Below are 22623 nucleotides of genomic sequence, written 5' to 3'. Positions count from 1 at the left end.
GCGAAAATCGGTTAGAAGCCCCTCGCCGGGCTCAGATCGACTTCAGCACCTCAGCGCCCGATGCGGTCATGCTGGGCGTGAATTCGACGATGTCCGCGCGCGCGGCGCCGTGTCGGCTGAACGGGTCTTCGGCCAGCACGGCCTCCAGCGCAGCGCGGTCGCCCGAGCGCGCGAGGATCACACCGCCCTTGCGCGGCACCTGCCGCCCCGAGGCGATGAACAGGCCGCTTGCGTAGTGCGTCTTCAACCAGGCGACGTGATCGTCCATCAGCGCATCGAGTTCCTCGAGCGGGCGGACGTAGGTGAGGGTGACGATGAACATGCGAGAACTCCTTGGTGGATGATTTCTTGCGGGCCCTGCGCTGGCCTCAGCCCAGCCCGCCCACCACCGATACCACCAGCCACACGTTGGCCACGGCGATCAGCGCGAACAGGCTCCAGGCCACGGTCTTGAGCCACGGCCCGTTGGCATAGTCGCCCATCAGCGCGCGGTCGCTGGTGAAGCGCACCAGCGGCCAGATGGCGAAGGGCAGCTGGAAGCTCAGCACCACCTGGCTCGCCACCAGCATCTTGCCGATGGCGCCGTCGCCGAGCCACCAGACGCCGACGAAGGCGGGCACCAGCGCCAAGGCGCGTGTGATCAGGCGGCGCTGCCAGCACGGGATCTTCAGGTCGAGAAAGCCTTCCATGATGATCTGGCCGGCGATGGTGCCGGTGAAGGTCGAGCTCTGGCCCGAGGCGAGCAGCGCGATACCGAAGAGCGTGGCGGCGAGCGCACTGCCGACCAGCGGCTCGATCAGGTGGTAGGCGTCCTCGATGTCCGCGACCTCGCGGTGCCCGCTCGCATGGAAGGCGCTGGCCGCCAGCACCATGATCGCGGCGTTGACCAACAGCGCCAGCGACAGCGACGCCACCGCATCGAAGGTGCAGAAGCGCACCGCCTCGCGCCGTGCGTCGTCGGTGTTCGCGACCAGCCGCGTCTGCACGATGGAGGAATGCAGGTACAGGTTGTGCGGCATCACGGTGGCGCCGACCACGCCGATCGCCAGGTACAGCGCCCCGGGCTGCTGCAGGCGCTCGAGGCTGGGCGCGAAGCCCATCGCGACGCCGAACCAGTTGGGCTGCGACATGGCGAGTTCGACGACGAAGCAGCCGGCGATGGTCGTCACCAGGCCGAGCACGATCGCCTCCACGCGGCGGAAGCCCGCGCCCTGCAGGCCCAGCACCAGCAGCGTGTCGAAGGCGGTGATGCCGATGCCGACCGGGATCGACACGCCGAACAGCAGGTGCAGTGCCAGCGCGCTGCCCAGCACCTCGGCCAGGTCGCAGGCGACGATGGCGAGTTCGGCGCCCAGCCAGAGGAAGCGGTTGACGCCGGGCGAATAGCGTTCGCGGCAGGCGCGCGCCAGGTCCTTCTGCGCCACCAGGCCGAGCCGCACGCACAGCGTCTGCAGCAGCATGGCCGCCAGGCTGGCGAGCAGCACGACGAAGAGCAGGCCGTAGCCGAACCTGGAGCCCGCCTCGATGTCGGTGGCCCAGTTGCCCGGGTCCATGTAGCCGACCGACACCAGCAGCCCGGGGCCGGCGTAGCGCCAGAGCTTCTTGCGAAAGGGCAGCCCGGCGTCGACGGCGACACTGCCTTTCACCTCGGAGGGACAGAAGGGCGCGGTGGCAGTGCGAGGCAGCGAAAACATGGCGCCCGATGATAGGTGCGTCAGGCGCGACGGGCTTGCCGCGATGTACCCTGCGTCCGACCGCGGCCATCGGCTTTGCCGGTCATGCAACGGCCACGGCGGCGTGGCAGGCTGCGTGTTTCACCTCCCTCATCCTTTCCCAGGATTCACCGAATGAAGCTCCAGGCCAACTGCACCATGACCGTCAAGGCGGCCGAGGATTGCCCCGTCATCGCGATGCTGCGCCCGCGCAGCGGCATGGCGCAGTGGATGATCAGCGAACGCTACGAGCTAGCGCCGTGGGTGCGCACCACCGAATACGTCGACAGCTACGGCAACCTGTGCCAGCGCCTGACGATCCCGCAGGGCGAGATGCGCATCGAGGTCGAGATGGTGATGGAAACCGAGGCGCACATCCGCGTGACGCCCGGCGCGCCGGCCACGCCCATTGCCGCGCTGCCCGACGATGCGTTGCTGTACCTGCTGCAAAGCCGCTACTGCCCGAGCGACAAGATGGAAGGCAAGGCGCGCGAGATCGTCGGCGACGCGGCCCCCGGCTACGACCAGGTCGAAGCCATCCGCGCCTGGATTCACCAGAACATCGAATACCGCTACGGCGTGAGCGACGCCACCACCGACGCGCTCGACACCCTGTCCCACGGGGCCGGCGTCTGCCGCGACTTCTCGCACATCGGCGTGTCGCTGACCCGCGCGCTGAAGATCCCGGCGCGGGTCGTGGTCGGCTACCTGCACAAACTCGACCCGATGGACATGCACGCCTGGTTCGAGGCCTTCATCGACGGGCGCTGGTACACCTTCGACGCCACGCAAAGCACGCCGCGCGGCGGGCGCATCGTGGTGGCCTATGGGCGCGATGCCGCCGATGTGGCGTTCGTGTCGAACTACGGGCCGCTCGAGATGGGCGACATGCATGTGGCGGTGAAGCGGATCGACGCCGACGCCCCTTGATCCTCAGGTCGGCGTGGTATCCCACGCGGGTGCGCCAGCGAAGGCTTCGGCAAGGAAGTCCACCATCACCCGCACCTTGGCGCTGAGATGGCGCCGGCTGGCGTAGATCGCCTGGATGTCGATGTCGGGCATGCGGAAGCCCGGCATCACCTCGACCAGACGACCGGCGCGCAGGTCCTCGCCGATCAGGAAGCTGGGCTGCCAGATCACGCCGGCGCCGGCCAGGGCCGCCGCCCGTGCGGTGTCGCCGTTGTTAGCGCGCATGGCCCATCGCACCTTCACCGAATGCGGAGCGCCCGCTGCGTCGACCAACTGCCATTCGTCGGCGGTGGCGCCGTAGGTGTAGCCCAGGCACACATGCTGCGCCAGGTCGGCCGGCACCATCGGCATGCCGTGGGTCGCCAGGTAGGCCGGCGATGCGCAGACGATGTTGCGCGAGCGGCTGAGCCGGCGCGCGATGTGGCTGGTGGAGCCGCTGCGCGAAATGCGGATGGCGAGGTCGTAGCCTTCGTCCACGATGTCGACCACCCGATCGATCAGCACGATGTCGAGCTCGACCTCGGGGTAACGGGCCATGAAGCGTGGCCACAGTGGCGCCAGCACCAACACGCCGAAGCTCAGGGGCGCGTTGACGCGCAGGCGGCCGCGCGGCTGCAGCGACGCCGTGCCGGCGAGCGCCTCGGTCTCGGCCACGTCTTCGAGGATCGATCGCGCGCGTTCGTAAAGCGCTTCGCCGCCTTCGGTCAGCGACAGCCGACGCGAACTGCGGTTGAGCAAGCGCGTGCCCAGGTGCGTTTCGAGTTCATTCACATAGCGGGTGACGTTGGCCGGCGAGGTGTCCAGCGCGTCGGCCGCCTTCGTGAAGCTGCCCCGCGCCACCACCGTGACGAACACCTCGAAGGCGCGCAAACGGTCCATCTTTCCCTCCATCGTTCAGTAAAGCTGAATGAGTAGAGCAGTTTTGCGGGCTTCTTGAAAGCGGAGCTGAATCCTAAAGTCAACCATCGCTTCAACACCCCCGAAAGGACCGCCCCATGACCTCCGATTCCACCCCCGCCGTCAACGGCACCCGCCGCAGCCTCATCGCCGGCGCCACCCTGGCGCTGGGCGCCGCCGCCTTGCCCGCCGCCGCAGCGACAGACGCTGTCGCGGGCTTCCGCTCGCGCAGCGCCGACGTCAACGGCACCCGCATCCACTACCGCATCGGCGGCAGCGGCCCGGCCGTCGTGCTGCTGCACGGCTATGCCGAAACCGGCCACATGTGGAACCCGCTGATGCCGCTCCTGGCGAAGACCCACACCGTGATCGTTCCCGACCTGCGTGGCGCCGGCGACTCGGCCAAGCCCGAGACCGGCTACGAGAAGAAGAACATGGCCGTCGACATCCATGAACTGGTGACCTCGCTCGGCATCGCCAAGGCCAGCATCGTCGGCCACGACATCGGCCTGATGGTCGCCTACGCGTACGCCGCGCAGTTCCCGGCCGAGACCGAGCGCGTGGTGCTGATGGACGCCTTCCTGCCCGGCATCGGCCAATGGCAGAACGTCTGGCTGCTGCGCGACCTGTGGCACTTCCACTTCCACGGCACCACGCCGCTGGCGCTGGTGAAGGGTCGCGAACGCACCTACTTCGAACACTTCTGGAACGACTTCGCCGCCGACCCGAAACACTCGGTGCCCGAAGCCGACCGCCGCTTCTACGCCAAGGCCTATGCGCAACCGGGCGGCATGCGGGCCGGCTTCGAGTACTTCAAGGCCTTCGAGCGCGACGCGGCGGAGTTCGCCGAACTGGGCAAGACACCGCTGCCCATGCCGATGCTGGTGCTCTCCGGCGAGAAGGCCGGTGGCACCTTTTTGATCGACCAAGGCAAGCTGGTGGCGACCCACGTCGAAGGCGTGATCGTCAAGGGCTCGGGCCACTGGCTGATGGAAGAAGCGCCCGAGCAGGTGATCCCGGCGCTGGTCAAGTTCCTCAGCTGAGCGTGCGCTTCAGATCTGCGGCGCCGCCAGAAACGCCGGCGTGCGTTCCGACCGGGCCGAGAAATCGGCCAGCGTCGGGCAGGCGGTCGGGTCGATCGCATCGGGCAGGATCATCTGCGTGAAGGCCCAGGCCACGGCGGCCGAGACGCCGGCCTGCGTCATGGCCTGCGGATCGGCCGACAGCGGCGCACGGGCCACCTCGTGCTCCAGCGCCGCATAGGCCGCGTCGAGCTGGCCTTGCACCCGGTCGAGCCAGGGCTGATGCTGCTTCTCGGCCGGCCGCAGATTCCGTTCGTAGACGATCTGCACCGTCTTCTCGCACGCAGCCAGCGCCAGGCCCGTGATGCGCAGGTCGCGCAGGCGCTCGGCGGCACCGCCGGGCGTCAGGCGCCGCCCGGCCATCGTCTCGGCGTGGTCGATGATCAGCGTGGAATCCATCAGCACCGTGCCGTCGTCGCAGACCAGCGTCGGGGCCTTCACCACCGGGTTGATCGCGCGGAACTGGTCGAAGGTGCTGAAAACCGAGACCGGCCGGTGCTCGAAGGGCAGAGCCAGCAGCCGCAGCGAGATCGCGGCGCGCCGCACGTAGGGGGAGTCGAGCATTCCGACGAGTTGCATGGGTTCTCCAGGATGAGGTCGGGCCACGATAGCGCCGAATCGGGCCTCAGGCCCGCGCGTTCTTGCGCGCCTGCCGGGCCTCCTGGCGGTGCCGCTTCTCCCATCGCTTGGCCGCCGCGGTGGCCAGCGTCGCCGCGACCAGCAGCAGCGTCTGGCGCACCAGCCGCGCCGAGGCGCTGTGCATGCGGTGTTCGATGTCCTGCTGCACCGAGTGCGTCCGGGCCAGCTTCGCGGCCGCGGGTCGCAGCGCAGCACCGGCGTGCGGCACCGCGCCGGCGGCCACCTGGGCGGGCGCGGCATCGGTGCCGGCTGCGGCCGCGGCCGCGGTCGCCTTCGTGCTCGCCACCGCCTTCCTGCCGGCCACCGAGCCGTGTTCCTCCGCATAGACCTTGGTGAACTCGGCGCCCAGCAGGAAGATCTGCGCGGCGTAGTAGACCCAGGCCAGCAGCACCACCAGCGAACCGGCCGCCGCGAAGGTCTCGGCCACGCCACTTTTGCCGATGTACAGGCCGATGAGCGTCTTGCCCACTTCGAACAGCACGGCCGTGACGGCAGCGCCGATCCAGACGTCGCGCCAGGCGATGTCGGCCGTCGGCATCAGCTTGAAGATCATCGCGAAGAGCAGCGCCATGATGCCCAGCGACACCGCCGTGTTCAGCACCATCAGAAGGATTTCCGAGCCCGGCATGAGCCCGCCGGCCCAACTGCCGAACGCGGCCACGCCGGCGCTCACCAGCAGCGACACCATCAGCAGGAACACCAGCCCGAGGATCAGGCCGAAAGACAGCACGCGGGCGCGCAGCACCGCCCACACGCCGCTGGGCTTGTCCGCTTCGGGCACATGCCAGATGCGGTCGAGCGCGCTCTGCAGCTCGGCGAACACGGTGGTGGCGCCGATCAGCAGCACCACGATGCTGATGCCGCCGGCGATCAGCCCCTTGCCGGGCGCGTCCGCACTCTTGATCATGCCCTGCACCGCCTCGGCGCCCTCGCGACCGATCAGGCCCTGCAGCTGCGCCACGATCTCGCCCTGCACCGCGTCGCGGCCGAAGATTGCACCGGCGATGGCGATGACGATCACCAGCAGCGGCGCCAGCGAGAACACGGTGTAGTAGGAGATCGAGGCGCCCATGCTGGGCGCGAAGTCGTCGATCCAGGCGATGACGGCCTTCTTGCAGAGGGAAAAGAGCTTGGCGGGTTTCATGGGGGGCGACCCTGGACGACGGAGGAAGACCGACTCTGACCGCCGCACCGACCTTGCCGATGCGCCAAGCGCGAAAGCTGAAGTAGGCCGGCACCGCAGGTCACGCGTCGACTGGCGCATCGACACCCGTGGGCAGCGGCGAACTAATGGCTGACGAAGGAAGTCACGAAGACCGAACCCGCTTGTCGCAGGGCCGGTCTTCTGCGGCCTAGTACACAGACATGACGATGTCATGGCCCTTACGATCGAAATGAAGAATGAAGCGAGACAACCCATGAACACCCCCACCCTGCTCTGGCCCGAGCCCTACCTGTCCGGGGGGCCGGACGAACTCTGCGTGGTCACTGCCGAAGCCTCCTTCTCGGCCGCGGAGGTGTCGGTCCCGCGCGCCATCGGCGAACTGCTTCAGGTGGTGCGCGAACTGCTCCAACTGGACGTCGTGTTCATCGGCGAGATCGTCAAGGGGCGCCGCGTCTTCCGCTACATCGAGACCTTGCTGGACGACCCGCAGATCGAGGTCGGCGGCTTCGACCGGCTCCAGAACACGATCTGCCAACGCATCCTGGACTGCCGTCTGCCGCCGCTCATTCCCGACGTGCGTGCCGTGGTGCATGCGCAAGACCTGCCCGCGCACTTCAAGGTCGTCGGCACGCACATCGGCGTGCCGGTGCGGCTGCCTGACGGGCGCCTCTACGGCATGCTCTGCGGATTCAACCTCGGCGGCAGCAACAAGCTCGAGGCGCGCGACGTGAAGCGCCTGGAGATCGCGGCCAGCACCGCTGCGCGGCTGCTGGCGCGGGCCGATGGCGGCGACCTCGGCCACGGCGACGCCGGCCAGGTCTGAATCCCCGGCAACGACGCCACCGGCGGGCACGCCGTGCTGCCAGACCCGCAGCCGGTGCCTACGCCATCACGCAGCGCATGGGTCAGTGCGTCGGCTTGGCCGACATCCGCACGCTGCGATCGCGCGCCCACACGAGCGGGCCGATGCGCACGATTTCGACCGGCGCGGCCTGCGGCAGCGCATCGAGCCAGCCGTCGATCTGCTCGAAGGACACCACCGTGCTCAGCCGTGTTTGGGCCGCCGCACCGTCGGGCAGGTACCAGAAGCGGCGGTCGTAGCGCCGCACCTCGTCCATGACCTGGGCCAGCGCCTGGTCTTCGAACTGCAGCTCGCCCTTGCGCCAGGCCAGTGCGCGCGCGGCGGCGCCGGGCTGCACGCCCGAGCTCGAGCGCGCGTCGAAGCGGATGCGCTCGCCGGCCCGGAGCACGGTCGGCTCGGTCAGCGCGCCACCGGTCACCTCGGCCTCGCCGCGCTCGACCGCCACGGCAACGGTCCCGTCGCGGTCGCGCCGCACCGACACCGTGCCGTCTTGCAGCCGGACCTGGCCGATGCCGGCATCGATCCGCAGCGGGCGGCCCGTCCCCGCCGGCTCGACGAAGACCTCGCCGTGCGCCAGATCCAGCCGTCGCTCGCTCCCGCGCAGATTGATGTCGACCGCGGTGTCGGTGTCCAGCTGCAGCTTGCTGCCGTCGGCCAGGCGCACCGTTCGGCTCTCGCCGAAGCCGGTGACTTCGTCGAAGCGATCGAGCGACCACCACAGGGCCGCCGTCAGGGCCAGCACCATCACGGCGGCGACCGCCGGGCGCCCGCTGCCCGCATGGACCACCGCATTGATTTCCTCCAGCCCCGGCGCGCCGACACACGCCGCCATGGGCGGCTGGTAGTCATAGGTGTAGGACTGCGGCGGCGCCAACGGCATCGGGGGCCATTCCGGCGCCCGCCCGCGCATGGCCGCGGCCTCGCCGACATCGATCCACCAGGCCTGCGCTTCCTCGAAGGCGGCGGCGTGCGCCGGATGGCGCTCGCACCACCGCTGGCAGCCGGCCTGCCATTGCGGCGTGGCGCTGCTGTTCAGCAGCGTGACCCAGCGCAGCGCCTCGGCCTGCACCGTCACCGTATCGATGGCCATGTCCGCACGCTCCGACCCGACAGTGCTCGTTGGCGGCGATATCTTTGTTTTCCAGAAACGCGGTGTGGAAATCATGCGGCTGTTGACGGAATGCGGAGACGCCTGCGGCCCGCTGCGAAGCGCCTGCTCGGTACCCGGCACCCCGACAGCTGCGACCGATCGTAGGCCGCCGATGCTGTTTCGCACTCCGCGTTTCCTCTCTATCGATGCGCATTTGCCACGGTGGGCCGGGGCTCGGACACCCGGCTATTTCTTTTTCCAGAAGCGGGGTGCATCGGCCATCTTGCGCAGGGCGCGCCGGCTCGTCTGTACGCCATCCGACTGCCTTGCGCTGAGCCATCCGACCGCGAACCAGGCCCGCGGGTCGCTCGCTGCCGCGGCGCGGTAGACGCCGAGCGCCACCTCTTCGTCGTTGGCGCGGCCCAGGGCATCCTGCGCGGGGGCCAGCCGCTTCAGATAGCGCTGGGCCCGCTTGGCGTCGAACAAGGGCGCCACGAACTCGGCCAGGTAGCGCAGGCGCTTGAGCCGCTTGCGCACGCCGTGGCGCGCCTCGACGTCCAGCGTGTCGAAGCGTTCGGCATCGTCCAGCGTGCGGCCGTGCAGCGCACGCAGCCGGCTGCGCAGGTGCCGGCGGGCATCGGCCGGTGCGGCGCCGGGGTCGGGTGCCGCTTGTGCCACGAAGCCGATGAGACCGACCAGCGCAGACTGGAAGCCGGGGCTGCGCACCACCGTGCCGGGCGACGGCGCCTCGGTTGCGTCGGGCGGGAGTGTGATGTCCGGCGCGTCGGCCCCACGCAGCCCGGAGGCGACGATCTCCGTCGCGATGTCCGCGTCGCGGTGTGCCCCGAGTGCGCGAAAGGCCGCCACCAACGGCGCCTCCCAGGCCGGATCGAAGCCCGTGCCGAGCGCGTCGAGCTCGCGCAGCGCGGTGCGCAGGCGGCGGATGCCGACGCGCAGCTGGTGGATGTGCTCCGCGTCTTCGCTGCCCGCCGCCACCTCGCTGGCATTCGGCAGGATCTGCGCCAGGCAGGCCGCGACCACCGCGCGCTGCACGGCGGACCCGGACGGAAAGCCATCGCCCGCCGCAAAGCGCGGCGGCGCCGCCTTGACCGCCGGCCCGCGCACGATGCCGGCCAGCAGCCGTTCGCCCCGCTCGGCCTTCGACACCGTGTCGAACCACAGCCGGTGCTGCTGCGACCAGCGATAGGCCAGCGCAACCAGCCCCTCCACCTTGCCGCGCACCAGCTCCAGTTCCAGCTCGCAGACGGCCGCCATGCGCGGCGCGCTGCCGTCGGCCGGGTGGGCGGTGATGGTGCCGGTGTCCAGCGCCAGCTCGACCACCGTGCCGGGGGTGCGCAGCTCGCGCGTGAGGCGCCAGATGTCGGTGCCGTAGGTCTCGACGAGCGGCTGGCCCGCGTCGGCCAGCAGCCGCGTCAGCGTGTCGCCCACCGGCGTGCCGGCGTGGCGCTGCACGTCGGGCATCGGCGCCGCGCCGGCGCGCGCCAGGCCGAGGTCGACGTTGTGCTCCAGCCGGTGCAGCGGGCCGTCGCCCAGCGCCTTGGCCGTCTGCACCCAGCGCCGGCCTTCCTGGCGCAGCCGCAGCACGGCGCCCTGCGCGGCCAGCGTGCCATCGGCGGTGTCGAAATAGCGTGCCCGCAGGCGGGTGCGCTGCACCGGCGCGCGGCGCACGGCGGCTTCGAGCGTCTTCAGTCGCTCGGCGGGAACGTGGAACTTGAATTCGATTTCCATGGGTATCTCTCTGCAAGAACGGTGGACTCATGGCATCGTCGCACGTCCGATGCGGGCCGCGGCCCGGCCCTTGTTCCGAAAGATTTCACATGACCCATTTCCGCCCCGTCGCCCTCGAACACGCCAGCCGCCTGATCAACCACGGCCCGACAGTGCTGGTGACCAGCGCGCACGGCGACCGCCGCAACGTGATGGCGGCAGCCTGGTCGATGCCGGTCGAGTTCACGCCGCCGCGCATCGCCGTCGTGATCGACAAGAGCACCTTCACCCGCGAACTCGTTTCGGCCAGCGGCCGCTTCGGCCTGTGCCTGCCGGGCGCAGGACTGGTCGACCTGACTTATGCCATCGGCAACGCGAGCGGCCGCACGGTCGACAAGTTCGCACTGCACGGCATCGAGGCCACGCGCGGCCCGGTGCTGGGCGTGCCGGTGATCGAGACCGGCTGCGCGGGCTGGCTCGAATGCCGCCTGATCCCCGAACGCCACACCGAAGACGCCTACGACACCTGCTTCGCGGAGGTGGTGGCCGCCGCGGCCGATGCGCGCATCTTCTCGGACGGCCATTGGGCCTTCCGCGAGGACAACGCCGCGCTGCAGACCATCCATCACCTCGGTGCCGGGAATTTCGTGCGCGCAGGCGGCATGCTGACGGCCAAGCGCCCCTGAGCCGAAGGGCCGGGCATGATGGCGCCATGTCCGACGAGTACCAGATCGATATCCCGCCCTCCTTCTTCGCCGTCTTCACCGACCCGGCGCGCCAGCGGCTGCGCGAACCGATCGGGGCGGTGCGCGAGCGCTACGAGGTGTGCGAGGACCTGGCGACCGCGCTGGTCGAGCAGGCGCGCATCCTGGCGCATGTCGAGGTGCCGTCGGAAGACGAGGTGCTGCAGCGCATCCATGCCGGACTGCGCTCGGCGGGCTCGGGCGTCTCGCCGGACGAGGCGCGCTGGGTGGTACTGCGGCTGGCCGAGCTGCTGGGCTGGCAGACGCCGCAGCTGGACGAAGGCGACGACAGCGCCCCCGTCGCCGGCTGAATCAGCAGCGGATTACCTCGACGGCCGTGTCGTAGTACGTCGCGCCGCGGCCGATGTCGGTCAGGGCATCGGAGGTGACGGCATTGGCGTTCTCGCCGTCGGCCGATTTCTTCAGCCACCAGATCGACGGCGCCACCAGCACGCCGGGGCGCGCCTTGGTGCCCACGCGCGCCACGGCCTCGAACGCGCCGCGCGCATTGAACACGCGCACCTGCACGCCGTCGGCGATGCCACGCGCGAGCGCGTCATCGGTGTGCAGGTCGACCCAGGGTTGGCCGACCTCGGCCGCCAGCGACGGGATCGCCGAGAAGCTGGAATTCAGGTAGTGCCGCGCCGGCGGCGTGAGCAGCATCAGCGGATAGCGCGCCGCGAGCTCGGGGTCGGCCAGTGCCGATTCGCGCGGGGGAATGAACTCCGGCACGGCGCTCCAGCCCTGCGCCGCAGCACTGGCGCTTTCGAACTCGCATTTTCCGGAGGGTGTGGGGAAGTTGCCGTCGGCAAAGGGCGCGTGACGCTCCGGCAGGTCGAGCCGACGCCAGCCTTCGCGCTGCAGCCGGTCGAAGTCGAGCGTGGCGTTGACGGGGGCCTGCAGGTCGTGCGCGACGCGTGCGATGGCTTCGTCGCTGTCGCGCAGCGCCGGGTCGTCGAAGCCCATGCGCGCGGCCAGGCGGCGAAAGAGCTCGGCGTTGGAGCAGGCTTCGCCCAGCGGTTCGATGGCCTGCTGGTTGAGCATGGTGTAGAGCGTGCCGTAGGGCCGGTGCACGTCGAACTGCTCCAGCTGCGTGGTGGCCGGCAGCACGATGTCGGCGTAGTCGCAGGTGTCGGTCAGGAAGATCTCGTGCACGACAGTGAACAGGTCGGGCCGCAGCAGGCCCTGGCGCAGCAGGCCGTTGTTCGGCGCCACCGCCACCGGGTTCGACGCGTAGACGAACAGCGCCTGGATCGGCGGGTCGGTCAACGTGTTCAGCGCGCGGCCGATCTGCGCCATGTTGATGGTGCGCGGCGGCCGGGCCGGGTCGGGCAGCAGCGCGCGACCGTCGAGTGCCGGCAGGTCGATGGCGTGCGCGCCGATGTTGTCGAGCAGCACGCCGCCCGCGGCCTCGCGCCAGGCGCCGGTGAGCGCCGGCAGGCAGGCGATGGCGCGCACCGCGTTGCCACCGCCGGCATGGCGCTGCATGCCGAAGTTCATGCGGATGGCGCTGGCGCGCTCGCCGCCGTAGAGGCGCGCGAGCTTCACCACGTCGTCGGCGGCCAGGCCGGTGATCTCGGCCACGTGCGCGGGCGTGAAGGTCTTGGCGCGTGCGGCCAGCGCGTCGAAGCCCCGCGTGTGCCGGGCGATGTAGTCGTGGTCGAGCCGGTCTTCTTCGATCAGCACATGCATCAGGCCGAAGGCCAGCGCGCCGTCGGTGCCGGGGCGCGGCGCGAGGTGCCAGTCGGCCTTCTCGGCCGACTGCGAACGGAACGGGTCGATCGCGATCACCTGCGCGCCCTGGCGCTTGGCTTCGGCGATGCGCGTCCACAGGTGCAGGTTGGAGGTGATGGGGTTGGTGCCCCACAGCAGGATCAGCCGCGCTTGCGCGAAGTGCGTGATGTCGGTGCCGATCTGCGCGCCGATCACCGTGTTGTAGCCGGTGCGCCCGGCCGTGGCGCACAGCACCCGCTCGGGCTGCGAGGCGCCCAGCTTGTGGAAGAAGCGGCGCGGCATGCCGTAGTTGTGCACCAACCCGAGCGTGCCGGAGTAGGCATAGGGAAAGATGCCCTGCGGATCGACCTCGGCGATGGCTCTCAGCCGCCCGGCGACGATGTCGAGCGCCTCGTCCCATCCGATGCGCTCCCACGTGCCCTGGCCTGGGCCCTTGGGGCCAACGCGGCGCATCGGGTACAGCACGCGGTCGGGGCTGTAGGTGCGCTCGAGATAGCGCGACACCTTGGTGCACAGCACGCCCTGCGTGGTCGGGTGTGCCGGGTCGCCGCGCACCTGGGTCGCCACGCCGTCCTTCACCGTGATCAGCATCGCGCAGGTGTCAGGGCAGTCGTGCGGGCAGGTGCCGTGCACGATGCGCTCGGCGGCGCTCCCGGTCGCGGGCATGGGCGTCAGGCCGCGGCGAGAAGCATCGCGTCGAGCAGCACGTTGCAGCCGGCCGTCAGGTGCTCGGGCTTGGCGTCTTCCACCTCGTTGTGCGAGATGCCGTCCTTGCAGGGCACGAAGATCATCCCGACCGGCAGCTGGCTCGCGACGTACACCGCGTCGTGGCCGGCGCCGCTCACCACGTCCATGCAACTGTAGCCACGGGCCTTCGCGCCTTGGCGTACGCCATCGACCAGTTCGGGTGCGAAGGCGGTCGGCGGGAAGTACACGACCTGTTCGATGTCGACCTTCGTCTTCGTGGCCGCAGCCACTTCCGCGCAGGCCGCGCGGATCTCGGCATCCATCTTCGACAGCGTTTCGTCGTCGATGTTGCGCAGGTCGGCGGTGAACTTCACGCGGCCGGGGATCACGTTGCGCGAGCTGGGGAACACGTCGACCGTGCCCACCGTGCCGCGGCCGTGCGGTGCGTGGCGCAGCGCGACGGCGACCGTCTCCTGCATGAGCTTCGTGGCGGCCTGCAGCGCGTCGCGGCGCAGCGCCATCGGCGTCGGGCCGGCGTGCGCTTCCTGGCCCGTCACGGTGATGTCGTACCAGCGCTGGCCGAGCGCGCCGGTCACGGCGCCGATCACGACGTCGGCGTCTTCCAGCACCGGGCCCTGCTCGATGTGGGCCTCGAAATAGGCCGCGAACAGCGGCGCGCCGGCCGAAACGGCGGCGGGTGTATCGCCGGCGTAGCCGATGGCCTTCAATGCGCTCTCGACGCTGATGCCTTCGCGGTCGACCGCCGCCAGTGCGGTCTCGAGCGTGAAGGCGCCGGCGTACACGCCCGAGCCCATCATCACCGGCACGAAGCGCGAGCCTTCCTCGTTGGTCCAGATCGCCATCTCGAGCGGCAGGCGCGTCTGGATGTCGTGGTCGTTCAGCGTGCGGAACACTTCCAGCACTGCCAGCACGCCGTAGTTGCCGTCGAACTTGCCGCCCGTCGGTTGCGTGTCGATGTGGCTGCCCGAGGCCACGGCGAGCGCGTCGTTCTCGCGGCCGGGGCGGCGCGCGAAGATGTTGCCGATCTGGTCGACGCGAATCGTGCAGCCGGCTTCCTGGGCCCAGCCGATGACGCGCTCGCGGCCCTGGCGGTCGAGGTCGGTCAGCGCCAGGCGAGCCACGCCGCCGGCGGGCGTGCCGCCGATTTCAGCGAGGGACATCAGGCTGGCCCAGAGGCGGTCGCCGTTGATCGAGATGGCAGTCATGTCAGTTCTTCTCCGTGTGAGGCAAGGGGGTGTCGGTGGGCAGCAGATGGCGCAGCACCGCCGCCGTTGCCGCGGGGTAGCCGGGCGACGTGTTGACGATGTGCGGCGCCAGCATCGCATTGAGCTTCGGCAGCGCGTGGAAGGGCACGGCCGGGTAGGCGTGGTGCTCCACGTGGAAGGGCATGTTCCACGCGAAGAAATGGACGAAGCGGTTGGTGTAGGTGGTGCGCGTGTTGGCCAGCATGTCGTTGCTGTGGGCGCAGCCGGTGTGCTCGGCCAGCAGGTAGGGGCGCAGGAAGATCTGGCCGGCCATCAGCGGCACGACCCACAGCCACAGCGCGGCGAGCGAACCGGTGGCGACCGACACGGCGGCGATCAGGCCATAGCCGGCCAGGTAGGCGCGCGCCTCGCGCACGATCAGGCCGCGCTTGTCTTCCGGCACCCAGGGCACGGTCACGCGGCCGAGCACGCCGTGGCGCCACAGCAGCCTGGCGCGGCCGATCCAGATCGGCATGCCGGTCCAGTACCAGGCGATGGCGGCGCGGGTGCGCGGCAGCGGGCTGGCGAGCTCCGGGTCTTTTTCCGGGTCCTGCGTGTGGCGGTGGTGCACCCAGTGGTAGGCACGGTAGTACTCGTAGGGCAGGCAGACCGCAAAGCCGGCGAAGTGGCCCAGCGCATGGTTGAAGGCGCGGGTGCGAAAGGCCGTCTGGTGCGCGGTCTCGTGCACCACGTTGAAGAGGAAGGCGATGAAGTAGCCCTGCAGCAGCGTGAGCGGCACCGCCCACACGGTGCCGAGCGCGTGCCACAGCGCGACGCCACCGAGCGCGATCGCGCCCAGGTGGCCGATGGCACGGCGCGCGCCGGCCGCGTCGGAACGCACGGCCAGCGCCTTCAGGTCCTGCGCGCTGACGCGGAAGGCGGCGGGCTTGCGCACGGTACGCGGTGCCACGGTATCGGCGGTATCGGTGACTTGGGTCATTCGGCCAGCAGCGCTTTCACGCGCGTCTCGATGAAGGCCCGGTCTTCGGGCTGGTGGACGGAACTCGGGTTGCCCGCGCGGTGGCCCCACACGGAGGGGATGGGCTGCAGGTCGCCATGCCGCAGGTGCGGCAGTTCGAGCCGGTTGTCGTCGACCTGGAAGTACAGGTCGTGGTCGCCAGGCATCAGCAGCACGCGGGCACGGATGGCGCCCAGCGCCTTCGTCAGGTCGCCGCCGTACAGGTCGTTGGCGCTGATGTCGCCCATCTGCCAGGTGCGGAACTGCGCCAGCAGGTCGGCCGGGTCGCGGCGGGCGAAGGTGGTTTCCCAGTGGCTGACGAGATAGTCCTCCAGCGACGAGGCGCCGAGCCGGCGCCACATCTCCTCGCGGTAGAAGGTCTGAGACAGCGCCCAGCCGGCATAGACGCGGCCCATGGCGCGCAGGCCGCGCACCGGCCGCTCGGTGAACGCGCCGTCGCGATACGCCGGGTCGGCCATCAGCGCATGCGCCGCGCCTTCGACGAACACGCGGTTGTGCGGCGCGCAGCGCGCGGCGCCGCACACCACGGCGATGCGGTCGACCGCGTCGGGGAACAGCGCCGCCCAGTGGTAGGCCTGCATGGCGCCCATCGACCAGCCGTAGACCAGCGCCACGCGCTCGATGCCCCACAGCTCGGCCAGCATGCGGCGCTGCACATGCACCGCGTCGTAGTAGGTGACGTCGGGGTAGCGGGTGCCGACATCGGGCCAGGGCGTGTTCGACGGCGAACTCGACAGCCCGTTGCCGAACAGGTTGGCGATGACGATGAAATACTTCGACGGGTCGAGCGCACCGCCCTCGGCCACCATGTGTTCGATGTCGGTGTGCTGCGCGCTGTACGAGGTCGGGTAGAGGATGACGTTGGAGCGCGCGGCGTTCAGCGTGCCGAAGGTCTTGTAGACCAGGGACATGTTGCGGAAGGTGCGGCCGGACTGGAGCACGACATCTCCGGCCTGAAAGACGCCGGCCTGGAACGTGCCGAAGTCGGCGCGCGCATCGGCAACGGGCGTGGGGGTCATCGTCATCGTCCTCTTTTGGTGCTTCGATCGTGTCGCGGAATAACTATACTCCGCGTACAGCAAAGCCGATGCAACATGCATGCCACCCCGCCACCCGATGACGACACGCCCAGGCGCCGCGGCCGCCCTCGCTCGGAGATCGCCGCCACGGCCGTGCTCGACGCCGCCTACCGCCTGAGCGCCACCGAAGGCCTGCGCGGCGCCACCATCCAGGCAATTGCCGCCGAATCCGGCGTGTCGAAGATGACCATCTACAAGTGGTGGGAAGGCCGGCTGCAGCTGCTGATCGACGCCTACATGCGCCAGGCGACGGTGATGCTGCCGCTGTCGGAAACGCTGCCGCCGCCCGAAGCGATCCGCGCCCACGTGCAGCAGTATTTGGTCGCGCTGCGCGGCGACCTGGGCCGGATGCAGTTGGCGGTGCTGGCCGAGTGCATGGCCGAGACGGGGAATTCGGAAGTCTTCGTGGCGCGCTACCTCAGCGTGCGCCGCACCCTGGGCGTGCGCGTGATCCGCCGCGGCCAGCGCGACGGCAGCATCGCGTCGCAGCGCCCCGCCGAGGCGCTGTACGACCAGATCTACGGGACGATCTTCTACCGCTTCCAGTTCGGCCTGAAGGGGCTCGACAAGGCCTTCGTGCAGTCGCTGGTCGACACGGCTTTCGCGGCCTGACCGGCCGGTGCACCGGTGTCCAAGGGCGCCGGCCTACGTCAACTCCCGGCGAGTTCCCGTGGCGGCCGGGGCGACGGCAGACGACAGTTGCGGTCTTTCCCCCGGACCGCCATGTCAGACCCCACCCGCTCGCCCCCCGCGTATGTGCTCGAAGAAGGCGCCCCCCACCCGCTGGGTGCCACCTACACCGGCCGCGGCGTCAATTTCGCCGTGTTCTCGGCCCATGCCACGAAGGTGCAGGTCTGCCTGTACGACGACGCCGGCACCACCGAGACGGCCTGCATCACGCTGCCCGAGTACACCGACGAGGTCTGGCACGGCTTCGTGCCCGGCCTGGAGCCCGGCACCCGCTACGGCCTGCGGGTGCACGGCCCCTACGAGCCCGAGAAGGGCCACCGCTTCAACCACCACAAGCTGCTGCTCGACCCCTACGCCAAGGCGCACATGGGTGAGTTGAAGTGGGGGCCCGAGGTGTTCGGCTACACCGTCGGCCACCCCGACGGCGACCTGAGCTTCGACGAGCGCGACAGCGCGCCCTTCGTGCCCAAGTGCGTGGTGGTCGATTCGCGCTTCCAGTGGACGCAGACCGACGCGGTGCGCGTGCCCTGGAACCAGACCATCTTCTACGAGACGCATGTGCGCGGCTTCACCATGAAGCACCCCAAGGTGCCGGAGCTGTTCCGCGGTACCTTCGCCGGCCTGGCGCTCGACGACGTCATCGGCCCGATCAAGGAGCTGGGCGTGACCAGCGTCGAGCTGCTGCCGGTGCAGATGTTCCTCAACCAGCCCTTCCTCACCGAGAAGGGCCTGACCAACTACTGGGGCTACGACACCATCGGCTTCTTCGCGCTCGACCAGCGCTACATGGACGGCCCGAACATCGACGAGTTCAAGAACATGGTCGATCGCTTCCACGCGCATGGGCTGGAAGTGATCATGGACGTGGTCTACAACCACACGCCCGAAGGCAACGAACTCGGCCCGACGATCTCGTTCAAGGGCATCGACAACGCCAGCTACTACCGCCTGTTGCCCGACCAGCCGCGCTACTACATCAACGACACGGGCACCGGCAACACGGTGAACCTGAGCCATCCGCGCGTGCTGCAGATGGTGACCGACAGCCTGCGCTACTGGGTGACGGAGATGCACGTCGACGGCTTCCGCTTCGACCTGGCGACCATCCTGGCGCGCGAGCCGCACGGCTTCGACGAAGGCGGCGGCTTCCTCGACAGCTGCCGGCAAGACCCGGTGCTCTCCAGCGTCAAGCTGATCGCCGAGCCCTGGGACATCGGCCCCGGCGGCTACCAGGTCGGCGGCTTCCCGCCCGGCTGGGCCGAATGGAACGACGACTTCCGCGACACCGTGCGGGCCTTCTGGAAGGGCGACGAGGCGATGGCATCGGCACTGGCGCAGTGCCTCACGGCCAGCGGCGACCGCTTCAACAAGCGCGGCCGCCGGCCCTGGGCCAGCGTCAACTTCATCACTGCGCACGACGGCTTCACGCTGGCCGACACCACCAGCTACAACGAGAAGCACAACGACGCCAACAACGAAGGCAACCGCGACGGCCACGGCGACAACCGCAGCTGGAACTGCGGCGTCGAGGGCCCGACCGACGACGAGGCCGTGCTCGCGCTGCGCGCCCGCCAGCAGCGCAACATGCTCGCCACGCTGATGCTGTCGCAGGGCACGCCCATGCTGCTGGCCGGCGACGAGTTCGCGCGCACGCAGCAGGGCAACAACAATGCCTACTGCCAGGACAGCGACATCTCGTGGTTCGACTGGGAAGCCGCCAGCGCGCCGGCTGGCCGCAGCCTGACGGTGTTCACCCAGCATCTCACGCAGCTGCGCCAGACCCTGCCGGTGCTGCGCCGCAACCGCTTCCTCACCGGCCAGTTCAGCGACGCCGCGAAGGTGAAGGACTCGACCTGGCTCGCGCCCGACGGCGCCGAGATGGACGAGGCCCACTGGACCGACCCGCAGACGCGCTGCTTCGGCCTGCTGCTCGAAGGCACCGCGCCCGCATCGTCGCTGCCGCAGCCCGCGGCCGACGACAGCGTGCTGCTCGTCTTCAATGCGTGGGAAGGCGCCATCGACTTCGTGCTGCCGCCGCGTGCCGATGGCAAGCCGTGGAAGCGCGTGGTCGACACGGCGTTGGAGAGCCAGGAAGATGCCGACTTCGCGCCAGGCCACGGCTACACCGTCACCGGCCGCTCCCTGCTCGCCTTCACCTCGTCCCCCTGAGCCGCTTTCGGAAACGCCGATGACCGTCCTCTGCGCCAACTGCCACACCGCGAACCGCGACCGCGCGATGTTCTGCATCGGCTGCGCCGGCAAGCTGCCGGCCTTCGCAGCCACGGGGCCGTCAGCGCTCGAAACCGTGGGCGCGGCGCCCGCCACTGCCGCCGCCACGGCCCCGCCGCGTGCGCCCGCCACCACCGGCGAAGGCCGCGGCGATGCGCCCACGCCCCATATGACGCGCGGCCTGATGCTCGCGGTGCTGCTGCTCGGCGCCACGGTGCTGGCGCTCGCGACATGGATCAGCTTCGGCCCGGAGCGGGCGGCCACGCCGGGCATGGCATCGGCCGCGGCACCACCGCTGCAGACCCTGCCCGCCACGCCGGTGGCGGCACCGCCCGCCGTGTCGGCTGCGGCATCCACCCCCTCGGTCGCTTCTGCGATGCCGAATGCCCGCGGCGATACCGCGGCCGCTCGTGCGGGCGATGCGCGACCGTCGACGCCCGTGCCGGCCGACGCCACGCTGTCACCGGGCGAGTCGATGGTGCCGGCGGCCACAGCACCGCGCGTGGCTGCACCCGCCCCACCCAGCCCGGCCTCCGAGCGGGTCGCATCGATCAACACCGCCCGCGCCGCCCCACGCGGTGCATCCGACCCACGGGCCGGCTGCGAACACCTATTCTTCGTGCTGGCAGCGCGATGCGAGGCGAGCCACTGCGAAGAGGCGGCCTACACCCGCCACCCGCGCTGCACCATCGTGCGCGAACAGCGCCGACGCGACGAGGCGCGGCGCAACTTCACGAACTAGTTATGCAGTTACGGGCGGCCGCTCGCGCGCATCACGCGCCGCCGGCTTCCTGCACCCGATCCTTGTTGGTGGTGCTGCGGCTGCCCTTGAGGTGCATCTCGACGTCAGTGGCGCGGTCGCCGACCCTCGACACCGCGTCCTTCAGCTGCGCTTCGCTCACGTCCAGCTTGTCGGCCCATTCGGCCAGCGAAGCGTCCGACATCAGGTCGATGCGGTCGGGGTCGGAGCCCTGCGGGGCGATGGATCGTGCGGTGTCTGCCATGGTGTGTTCTCCGGATTCGTTCGACAGGGCACAAGTTAGCCCTCGGGTCGCTCGCCCGCTGTAGGCGCAAGCGGTCGACCGGGCGTCCGTTGAGGACGACGCTGGGGCGCCCGGCCGCCGTCGTCCGACAGCGATGACGCGGCTGGACGGGCAGGATGCACCATGGATCTTTCAAGCCTGGACCCGCGCAGCTTCGGCGCCGTTGACCTGCTCCTCGTGGCCGTGCTGCTGCTGGGCCTCTGGCGCGGATGGCGCGTCGGCTTCGTGGCGGGCGTGGTCGAACTCGCGTGCCTCGCCGCCGGCCTCGTCGTCGCCTTCTTCGCCAGCCCCTGGCTCGCCGCCCTGCTCGAGCGTTACGCGCTGCTGCCCGAGCCGTGGGCGTCGCCGGCCGCGTTCCTGGTGATCTTCCTGGTCGTGCAGGTGGTGCTGGGTTCGTTCTCGCGCCGGCTCGCACGGCCGTTGCCGGCTGGTTCGGCCGGGGCGGCAGCGCGCTCGGTGAACCGCGCGCTGGGCCTGCTGCCGGGCGCGGCCAATGGCGCCATCAACGCCATGGTGGTGGCCGTGCTGCTCACCGCCCTGCCACTGACCGACGGCATCACGCGCGCGGCGCAAGACAGCGCCCTGGTGGCGCGGCTGGGCGTGCCGGCCGACTGGCTGGCGCATCGGCTGGGCCCCATCTTCGACCCCGCCGTGGAGCGCACCATGCAAGCGCTCACGGTGCAGCCGCAATCGCAGGAGCGCGTCGCGCTGCCCTTCGTGGTGAAAGACGCACCACCCCGGCCCGAACTCGAAGCCGCCATGCTCACGCTGGTGAATGCCGAACGCACCAAGGCCAGCCTGCGCCCGCTGGCAGCCGACACCGAGACCGTCGACCTCTCGCGCGCGCATTCACGCGACATGTTCGAGCGCAGCTACTTCGCCCACGTCACGCCCGAGGGCCGCACCCCCTTCGACCGTCTGCGCACCGCCCGGCTCAGCTCCCGCGCGGCGGGCGAAAACCTGGCGCTCGCGCGCACGCTCGACATGGCGCACACGGGCCTGATGAATTCACCCGGCCACCGCGCCAACATCCTGAACCCGGCCTTCGGTCGCGTGGGCATCGGCATCGTCGATGGCGGGCGGCATGGGTTGATGGTGACGCAGACGTTTCGCAGCAACTGAGCGGGTCGCTCGCCCGCATCAGCTGCCGGGAGGCTTTTCGGGTGCCGTCGCAGGTTGCGCCGCAGCCGGCTGGTTGTCGATGTTGGCGGGCGGCTTCTTGTACCAATAGACATTGAAGATCGTCGCGCCGATGACGAGAAGCCCGATGACGACGGCCAGCCACATGCCGATCCGCTTGGCGTCCTTCTGATTCGCATTTCGTGTTGGCATGGGTTCTTTCTGAAGGTGAGAGCGACCGGCATGCAGTGGCACGTGCCGAGGTCATGGCCCATGCTGCGCCGGGCGGTGGTCGCCATCGCGGGGATTGCACGGAGATGCTCGTCGGAGAGCACGCACAGCCTGCATTCGACGCGATGCCCGCCGCGCGCCCTGGCTCACCAACGATGGCTAGCCGCCCCGGGGCGCAGGCGGCACCGCCAGCGTCACGAGGCGCGGCGTCACCCGGCCATCGTCGATCTGCAGGTCCGCCACCGAAATCGGCAGGTTGAACCGGCGCGGCCCCGCGCTGCCGGGGTTGATGAACAGCACCCCGTCGCGCTCGACCATCGACGGCTTGTGCGAATGGCCCGAGACGACCACCCGCACATCGGCATCGTCCGGGCCGAGGTGCAGATCGGCGATGTCGTGCACCACATGCACCGCCACGCCGCCCAGCCGGACCGTGAGCGACACCGGAATGTCCGCCGCCCACGGCGCGGTGTCGTTGTTGCCGCGCACCACGCTCAACGGCGCGATGGCCGCCAGCCGCACCAGGATCTCCGGGCCGCCGATGTCGCCGCCGTGGACGATGTGGTCGCAGCCGATGAGGAAGGCCAGGGCCTCGGGGCGCAGGAGGCCATGGGTGTCGGAGATGAGGGCGATGCGGGGCATGGGTTCATTTTTGCCGCGCACGGTTGGCTCGACGCGCC

General features: G+C 69.9%; 23 protein-coding genes. 9 read left to right on the top strand and 14 right to left on the bottom strand.

Features of this window, described 5'->3' with window-relative positions; all coding sequences use genetic code 11:
• Positions 1–31: 31 nt before the first annotated feature.
• Both ACSFBE_RS11095 and ACSFBE_RS11090 read right to left on the bottom strand, forming a co-directional pair.
• Positions 32–322 carry a YciI family protein gene (locus ACSFBE_RS11095; RefSeq protein ID WP_435490449.1) on the bottom strand — a complete coding sequence of 97 codons (291 nt, stop codon included), beginning with the start codon at positions 320–322 and terminating at the stop codon, positions 32–34.
• Positions 323–368: 46 nt separating this feature from the next.
• Positions 369–1694: an Nramp family divalent metal transporter gene (locus tag ACSFBE_RS11090; protein WP_435490448.1), complete on the bottom strand. Its 1326-nt coding sequence runs from the start codon at positions 1692–1694 to the stop codon at positions 369–371.
• 153 nt (positions 1695–1847) lie between these two features.
• Between ACSFBE_RS11090 and ACSFBE_RS11085 the strand changes: the two genes are divergently transcribed.
• Positions 1848–2642 (top strand): transglutaminase-like domain-containing protein, encoded by a 795-nt coding sequence (locus ACSFBE_RS11085; RefSeq protein ID WP_435490447.1) that lies wholly within the window; start codon positions 1848–1850, stop codon positions 2640–2642.
• Between the two features lie 3 nt (positions 2643–2645).
• Here ACSFBE_RS11085 and ACSFBE_RS11080 read toward each other — a convergent pair whose 3' ends face one another.
• Positions 2646–3560 carry a LysR family transcriptional regulator gene (locus ACSFBE_RS11080; RefSeq protein ID WP_435490446.1) on the bottom strand — a complete coding sequence of 305 codons (915 nt, stop codon included), beginning with the start codon at positions 3558–3560 and terminating at the stop codon, positions 2646–2648.
• Between the two features lie 116 nt (positions 3561–3676).
• Here ACSFBE_RS11080 and ACSFBE_RS11075 point away from each other — a divergent pair, with 116 nt between their 5' ends.
• Positions 3677–4621, top strand: a complete 945-nt coding sequence (locus ACSFBE_RS11075) for an alpha/beta fold hydrolase (protein WP_435490445.1) — start codon at positions 3677–3679, stop codon at positions 4619–4621.
• A gap of 9 nt (positions 4622–4630) precedes the next feature.
• Here the strand turns inward: ACSFBE_RS11075 and ACSFBE_RS11070 are convergent, their stop codons facing one another.
• Together ACSFBE_RS11070 and ACSFBE_RS11065 are read right to left on the bottom strand one after the other, a co-directional pair.
• A complete protein-coding gene (locus ACSFBE_RS11070) occupies positions 4631–5239 on the bottom strand; it encodes a glutathione S-transferase (protein ID WP_435490444.1) in 609 nt (202 codons plus the stop codon).
• A gap of 46 nt (positions 5240–5285) precedes the next feature.
• On the bottom strand, positions 5286–6443 hold the full coding sequence (locus ACSFBE_RS11065; RefSeq protein ID WP_435490443.1) for a YihY/virulence factor BrkB family protein: 1158 nt from the start codon (positions 6441–6443) through the stop codon (positions 5286–5288).
• Between the two features lie 274 nt (positions 6444–6717).
• Here ACSFBE_RS11065 and ACSFBE_RS11060 point away from each other — a divergent pair, with 274 nt between their 5' ends.
• On the top strand, positions 6718–7287 hold the full coding sequence (locus ACSFBE_RS11060; RefSeq protein ID WP_435490442.1) for a GAF domain-containing protein: 570 nt from the start codon (positions 6718–6720) through the stop codon (positions 7285–7287).
• A gap of 82 nt (positions 7288–7369) precedes the next feature.
• Here the strand turns inward: ACSFBE_RS11060 and ACSFBE_RS11055 are convergent, their stop codons facing one another.
• Together ACSFBE_RS11055 and ACSFBE_RS11050 are read right to left on the bottom strand one after the other, a co-directional pair.
• On the bottom strand, positions 7370–8416 hold the full coding sequence (locus ACSFBE_RS11055) for a FecR family protein (RefSeq protein WP_435490441.1): 1047 nt from the start codon (positions 8414–8416) through the stop codon (positions 7370–7372).
• A 246-nt stretch (positions 8417–8662) separates the two neighbouring features.
• Positions 8663–10165 carry a CYTH and CHAD domain-containing protein gene (locus ACSFBE_RS11050; protein ID WP_435490440.1) on the bottom strand — a complete coding sequence of 501 codons (1503 nt, stop codon included), beginning with the start codon at positions 10163–10165 and terminating at the stop codon, positions 8663–8665.
• Between the two features lie 89 nt (positions 10166–10254).
• Here ACSFBE_RS11050 and ACSFBE_RS11045 point away from each other — a divergent pair, with 89 nt between their 5' ends.
• On the top strand, positions 10255–10830 hold the full coding sequence (locus ACSFBE_RS11045; RefSeq protein ID WP_435490439.1) for a flavin reductase family protein: 576 nt from the start codon (positions 10255–10257) through the stop codon (positions 10828–10830).
• A 26-nt stretch (positions 10831–10856) separates the two neighbouring features.
• Positions 10857–11198, top strand: a complete 342-nt coding sequence (locus tag ACSFBE_RS11040; RefSeq protein WP_435490438.1) for a hypothetical protein — start codon at positions 10857–10859, stop codon at positions 11196–11198.
• Position 11199: 1 nt separating this feature from the next.
• On the opposite strand, the gene ACSFBE_RS11035 is transcribed toward ACSFBE_RS11040, so the two are convergent.
• From ACSFBE_RS11035 to ACSFBE_RS11020, 4 genes are read right to left on the bottom strand one after another with little or no spacing between them, the layout of a single operon-like run.
• Complete coding sequence (locus ACSFBE_RS11035; protein WP_435490437.1) at positions 11200–13287, bottom strand: molybdopterin-containing oxidoreductase family protein; 2088 nt, start codon at positions 13285–13287, stop codon at positions 11200–11202.
• A 5-nt stretch (positions 13288–13292) separates the two neighbouring features.
• Positions 13293–14534 (bottom strand): Zn-dependent hydrolase, encoded by a 1242-nt coding sequence (locus tag ACSFBE_RS11030; protein WP_435490436.1) that lies wholly within the window; start codon positions 14532–14534, stop codon positions 13293–13295.
• Between the two features lies 1 nt (position 14535).
• Positions 14536–15513: a fatty acid desaturase gene (locus ACSFBE_RS11025; protein ID WP_435490435.1), complete on the bottom strand. Its 978-nt coding sequence runs from the start codon at positions 15511–15513 to the stop codon at positions 14536–14538.
• The gene (locus ACSFBE_RS11020) at positions 15510–16571 is read right to left on the bottom strand and encodes an alpha/beta fold hydrolase (protein WP_435490434.1); all 1062 of its coding nucleotides are present in this window, start codon (positions 16569–16571) and stop codon (positions 15510–15512) included. Before ACSFBE_RS11020 ends, ACSFBE_RS11025 begins: the two co-directional genes overlap by 4 nt.
• A gap of 75 nt (positions 16572–16646) precedes the next feature.
• Between ACSFBE_RS11020 and ACSFBE_RS11015 the strand changes: the two genes are divergently transcribed.
• From ACSFBE_RS11015 to ACSFBE_RS11005, 3 genes are all read left to right on the top strand, one after another.
• Positions 16647–17243, top strand: a complete 597-nt coding sequence (locus ACSFBE_RS11015; RefSeq protein ID WP_435490433.1) for a TetR/AcrR family transcriptional regulator — start codon at positions 16647–16649, stop codon at positions 17241–17243.
• Between the two features lie 111 nt (positions 17244–17354).
• Positions 17355–19490: a glycogen debranching protein GlgX gene (glgX, locus tag ACSFBE_RS11010; RefSeq protein WP_435490432.1), complete on the top strand. Its 2136-nt coding sequence runs from the start codon at positions 17355–17357 to the stop codon at positions 19488–19490.
• Between the two features lie 19 nt (positions 19491–19509).
• The gene (locus tag ACSFBE_RS11005; protein WP_435490431.1) at positions 19510–20292 is read left to right on the top strand and encodes a hypothetical protein; all 783 of its coding nucleotides are present in this window, start codon (positions 19510–19512) and stop codon (positions 20290–20292) included.
• A gap of 31 nt (positions 20293–20323) precedes the next feature.
• Here ACSFBE_RS11005 and ACSFBE_RS11000 read toward each other — a convergent pair whose 3' ends face one another.
• Positions 20324–20554: a DUF3606 domain-containing protein gene (locus ACSFBE_RS11000; RefSeq protein WP_435490430.1), complete on the bottom strand. Its 231-nt coding sequence runs from the start codon at positions 20552–20554 to the stop codon at positions 20324–20326.
• A 162-nt stretch (positions 20555–20716) separates the two neighbouring features.
• On the opposite strand from ACSFBE_RS11000, the gene ACSFBE_RS10995 reads away from it, so the two are divergent.
• Positions 20717–21715 (top strand): CvpA family protein, encoded by a 999-nt coding sequence (locus ACSFBE_RS10995; protein ID WP_435490429.1) that lies wholly within the window; start codon positions 20717–20719, stop codon positions 21713–21715.
• Positions 21716–21733: 18 nt separating this feature from the next.
• Here ACSFBE_RS10995 and ACSFBE_RS10990 read toward each other — a convergent pair whose 3' ends face one another.
• The gene (locus ACSFBE_RS10990; RefSeq protein ID WP_435490428.1) at positions 21734–21925 is read right to left on the bottom strand and encodes a hypothetical protein; all 192 of its coding nucleotides are present in this window, start codon (positions 21923–21925) and stop codon (positions 21734–21736) included.
• Positions 21926–22102: 177 nt separating this feature from the next.
• Positions 22103–22585, bottom strand: coding sequence for a metallophosphoesterase family protein (locus ACSFBE_RS10985; protein ID WP_435490427.1), 483 nt, complete (start codon positions 22583–22585; stop codon positions 22103–22105).
• Positions 22586–22623: the final 38 nt, after the last annotated feature.

It is taken from the genome of Variovorax sucrosi, assembly GCF_051216635.1.
Classification (GTDB): Bacteria; Pseudomonadota; Gammaproteobacteria; order Burkholderiales; family Burkholderiaceae_C; genus Variovorax.
The sequence above is the reverse complement of the archived record's forward strand: the minus strand, read 5'-3'. Positions and strand labels throughout refer to the sequence as shown.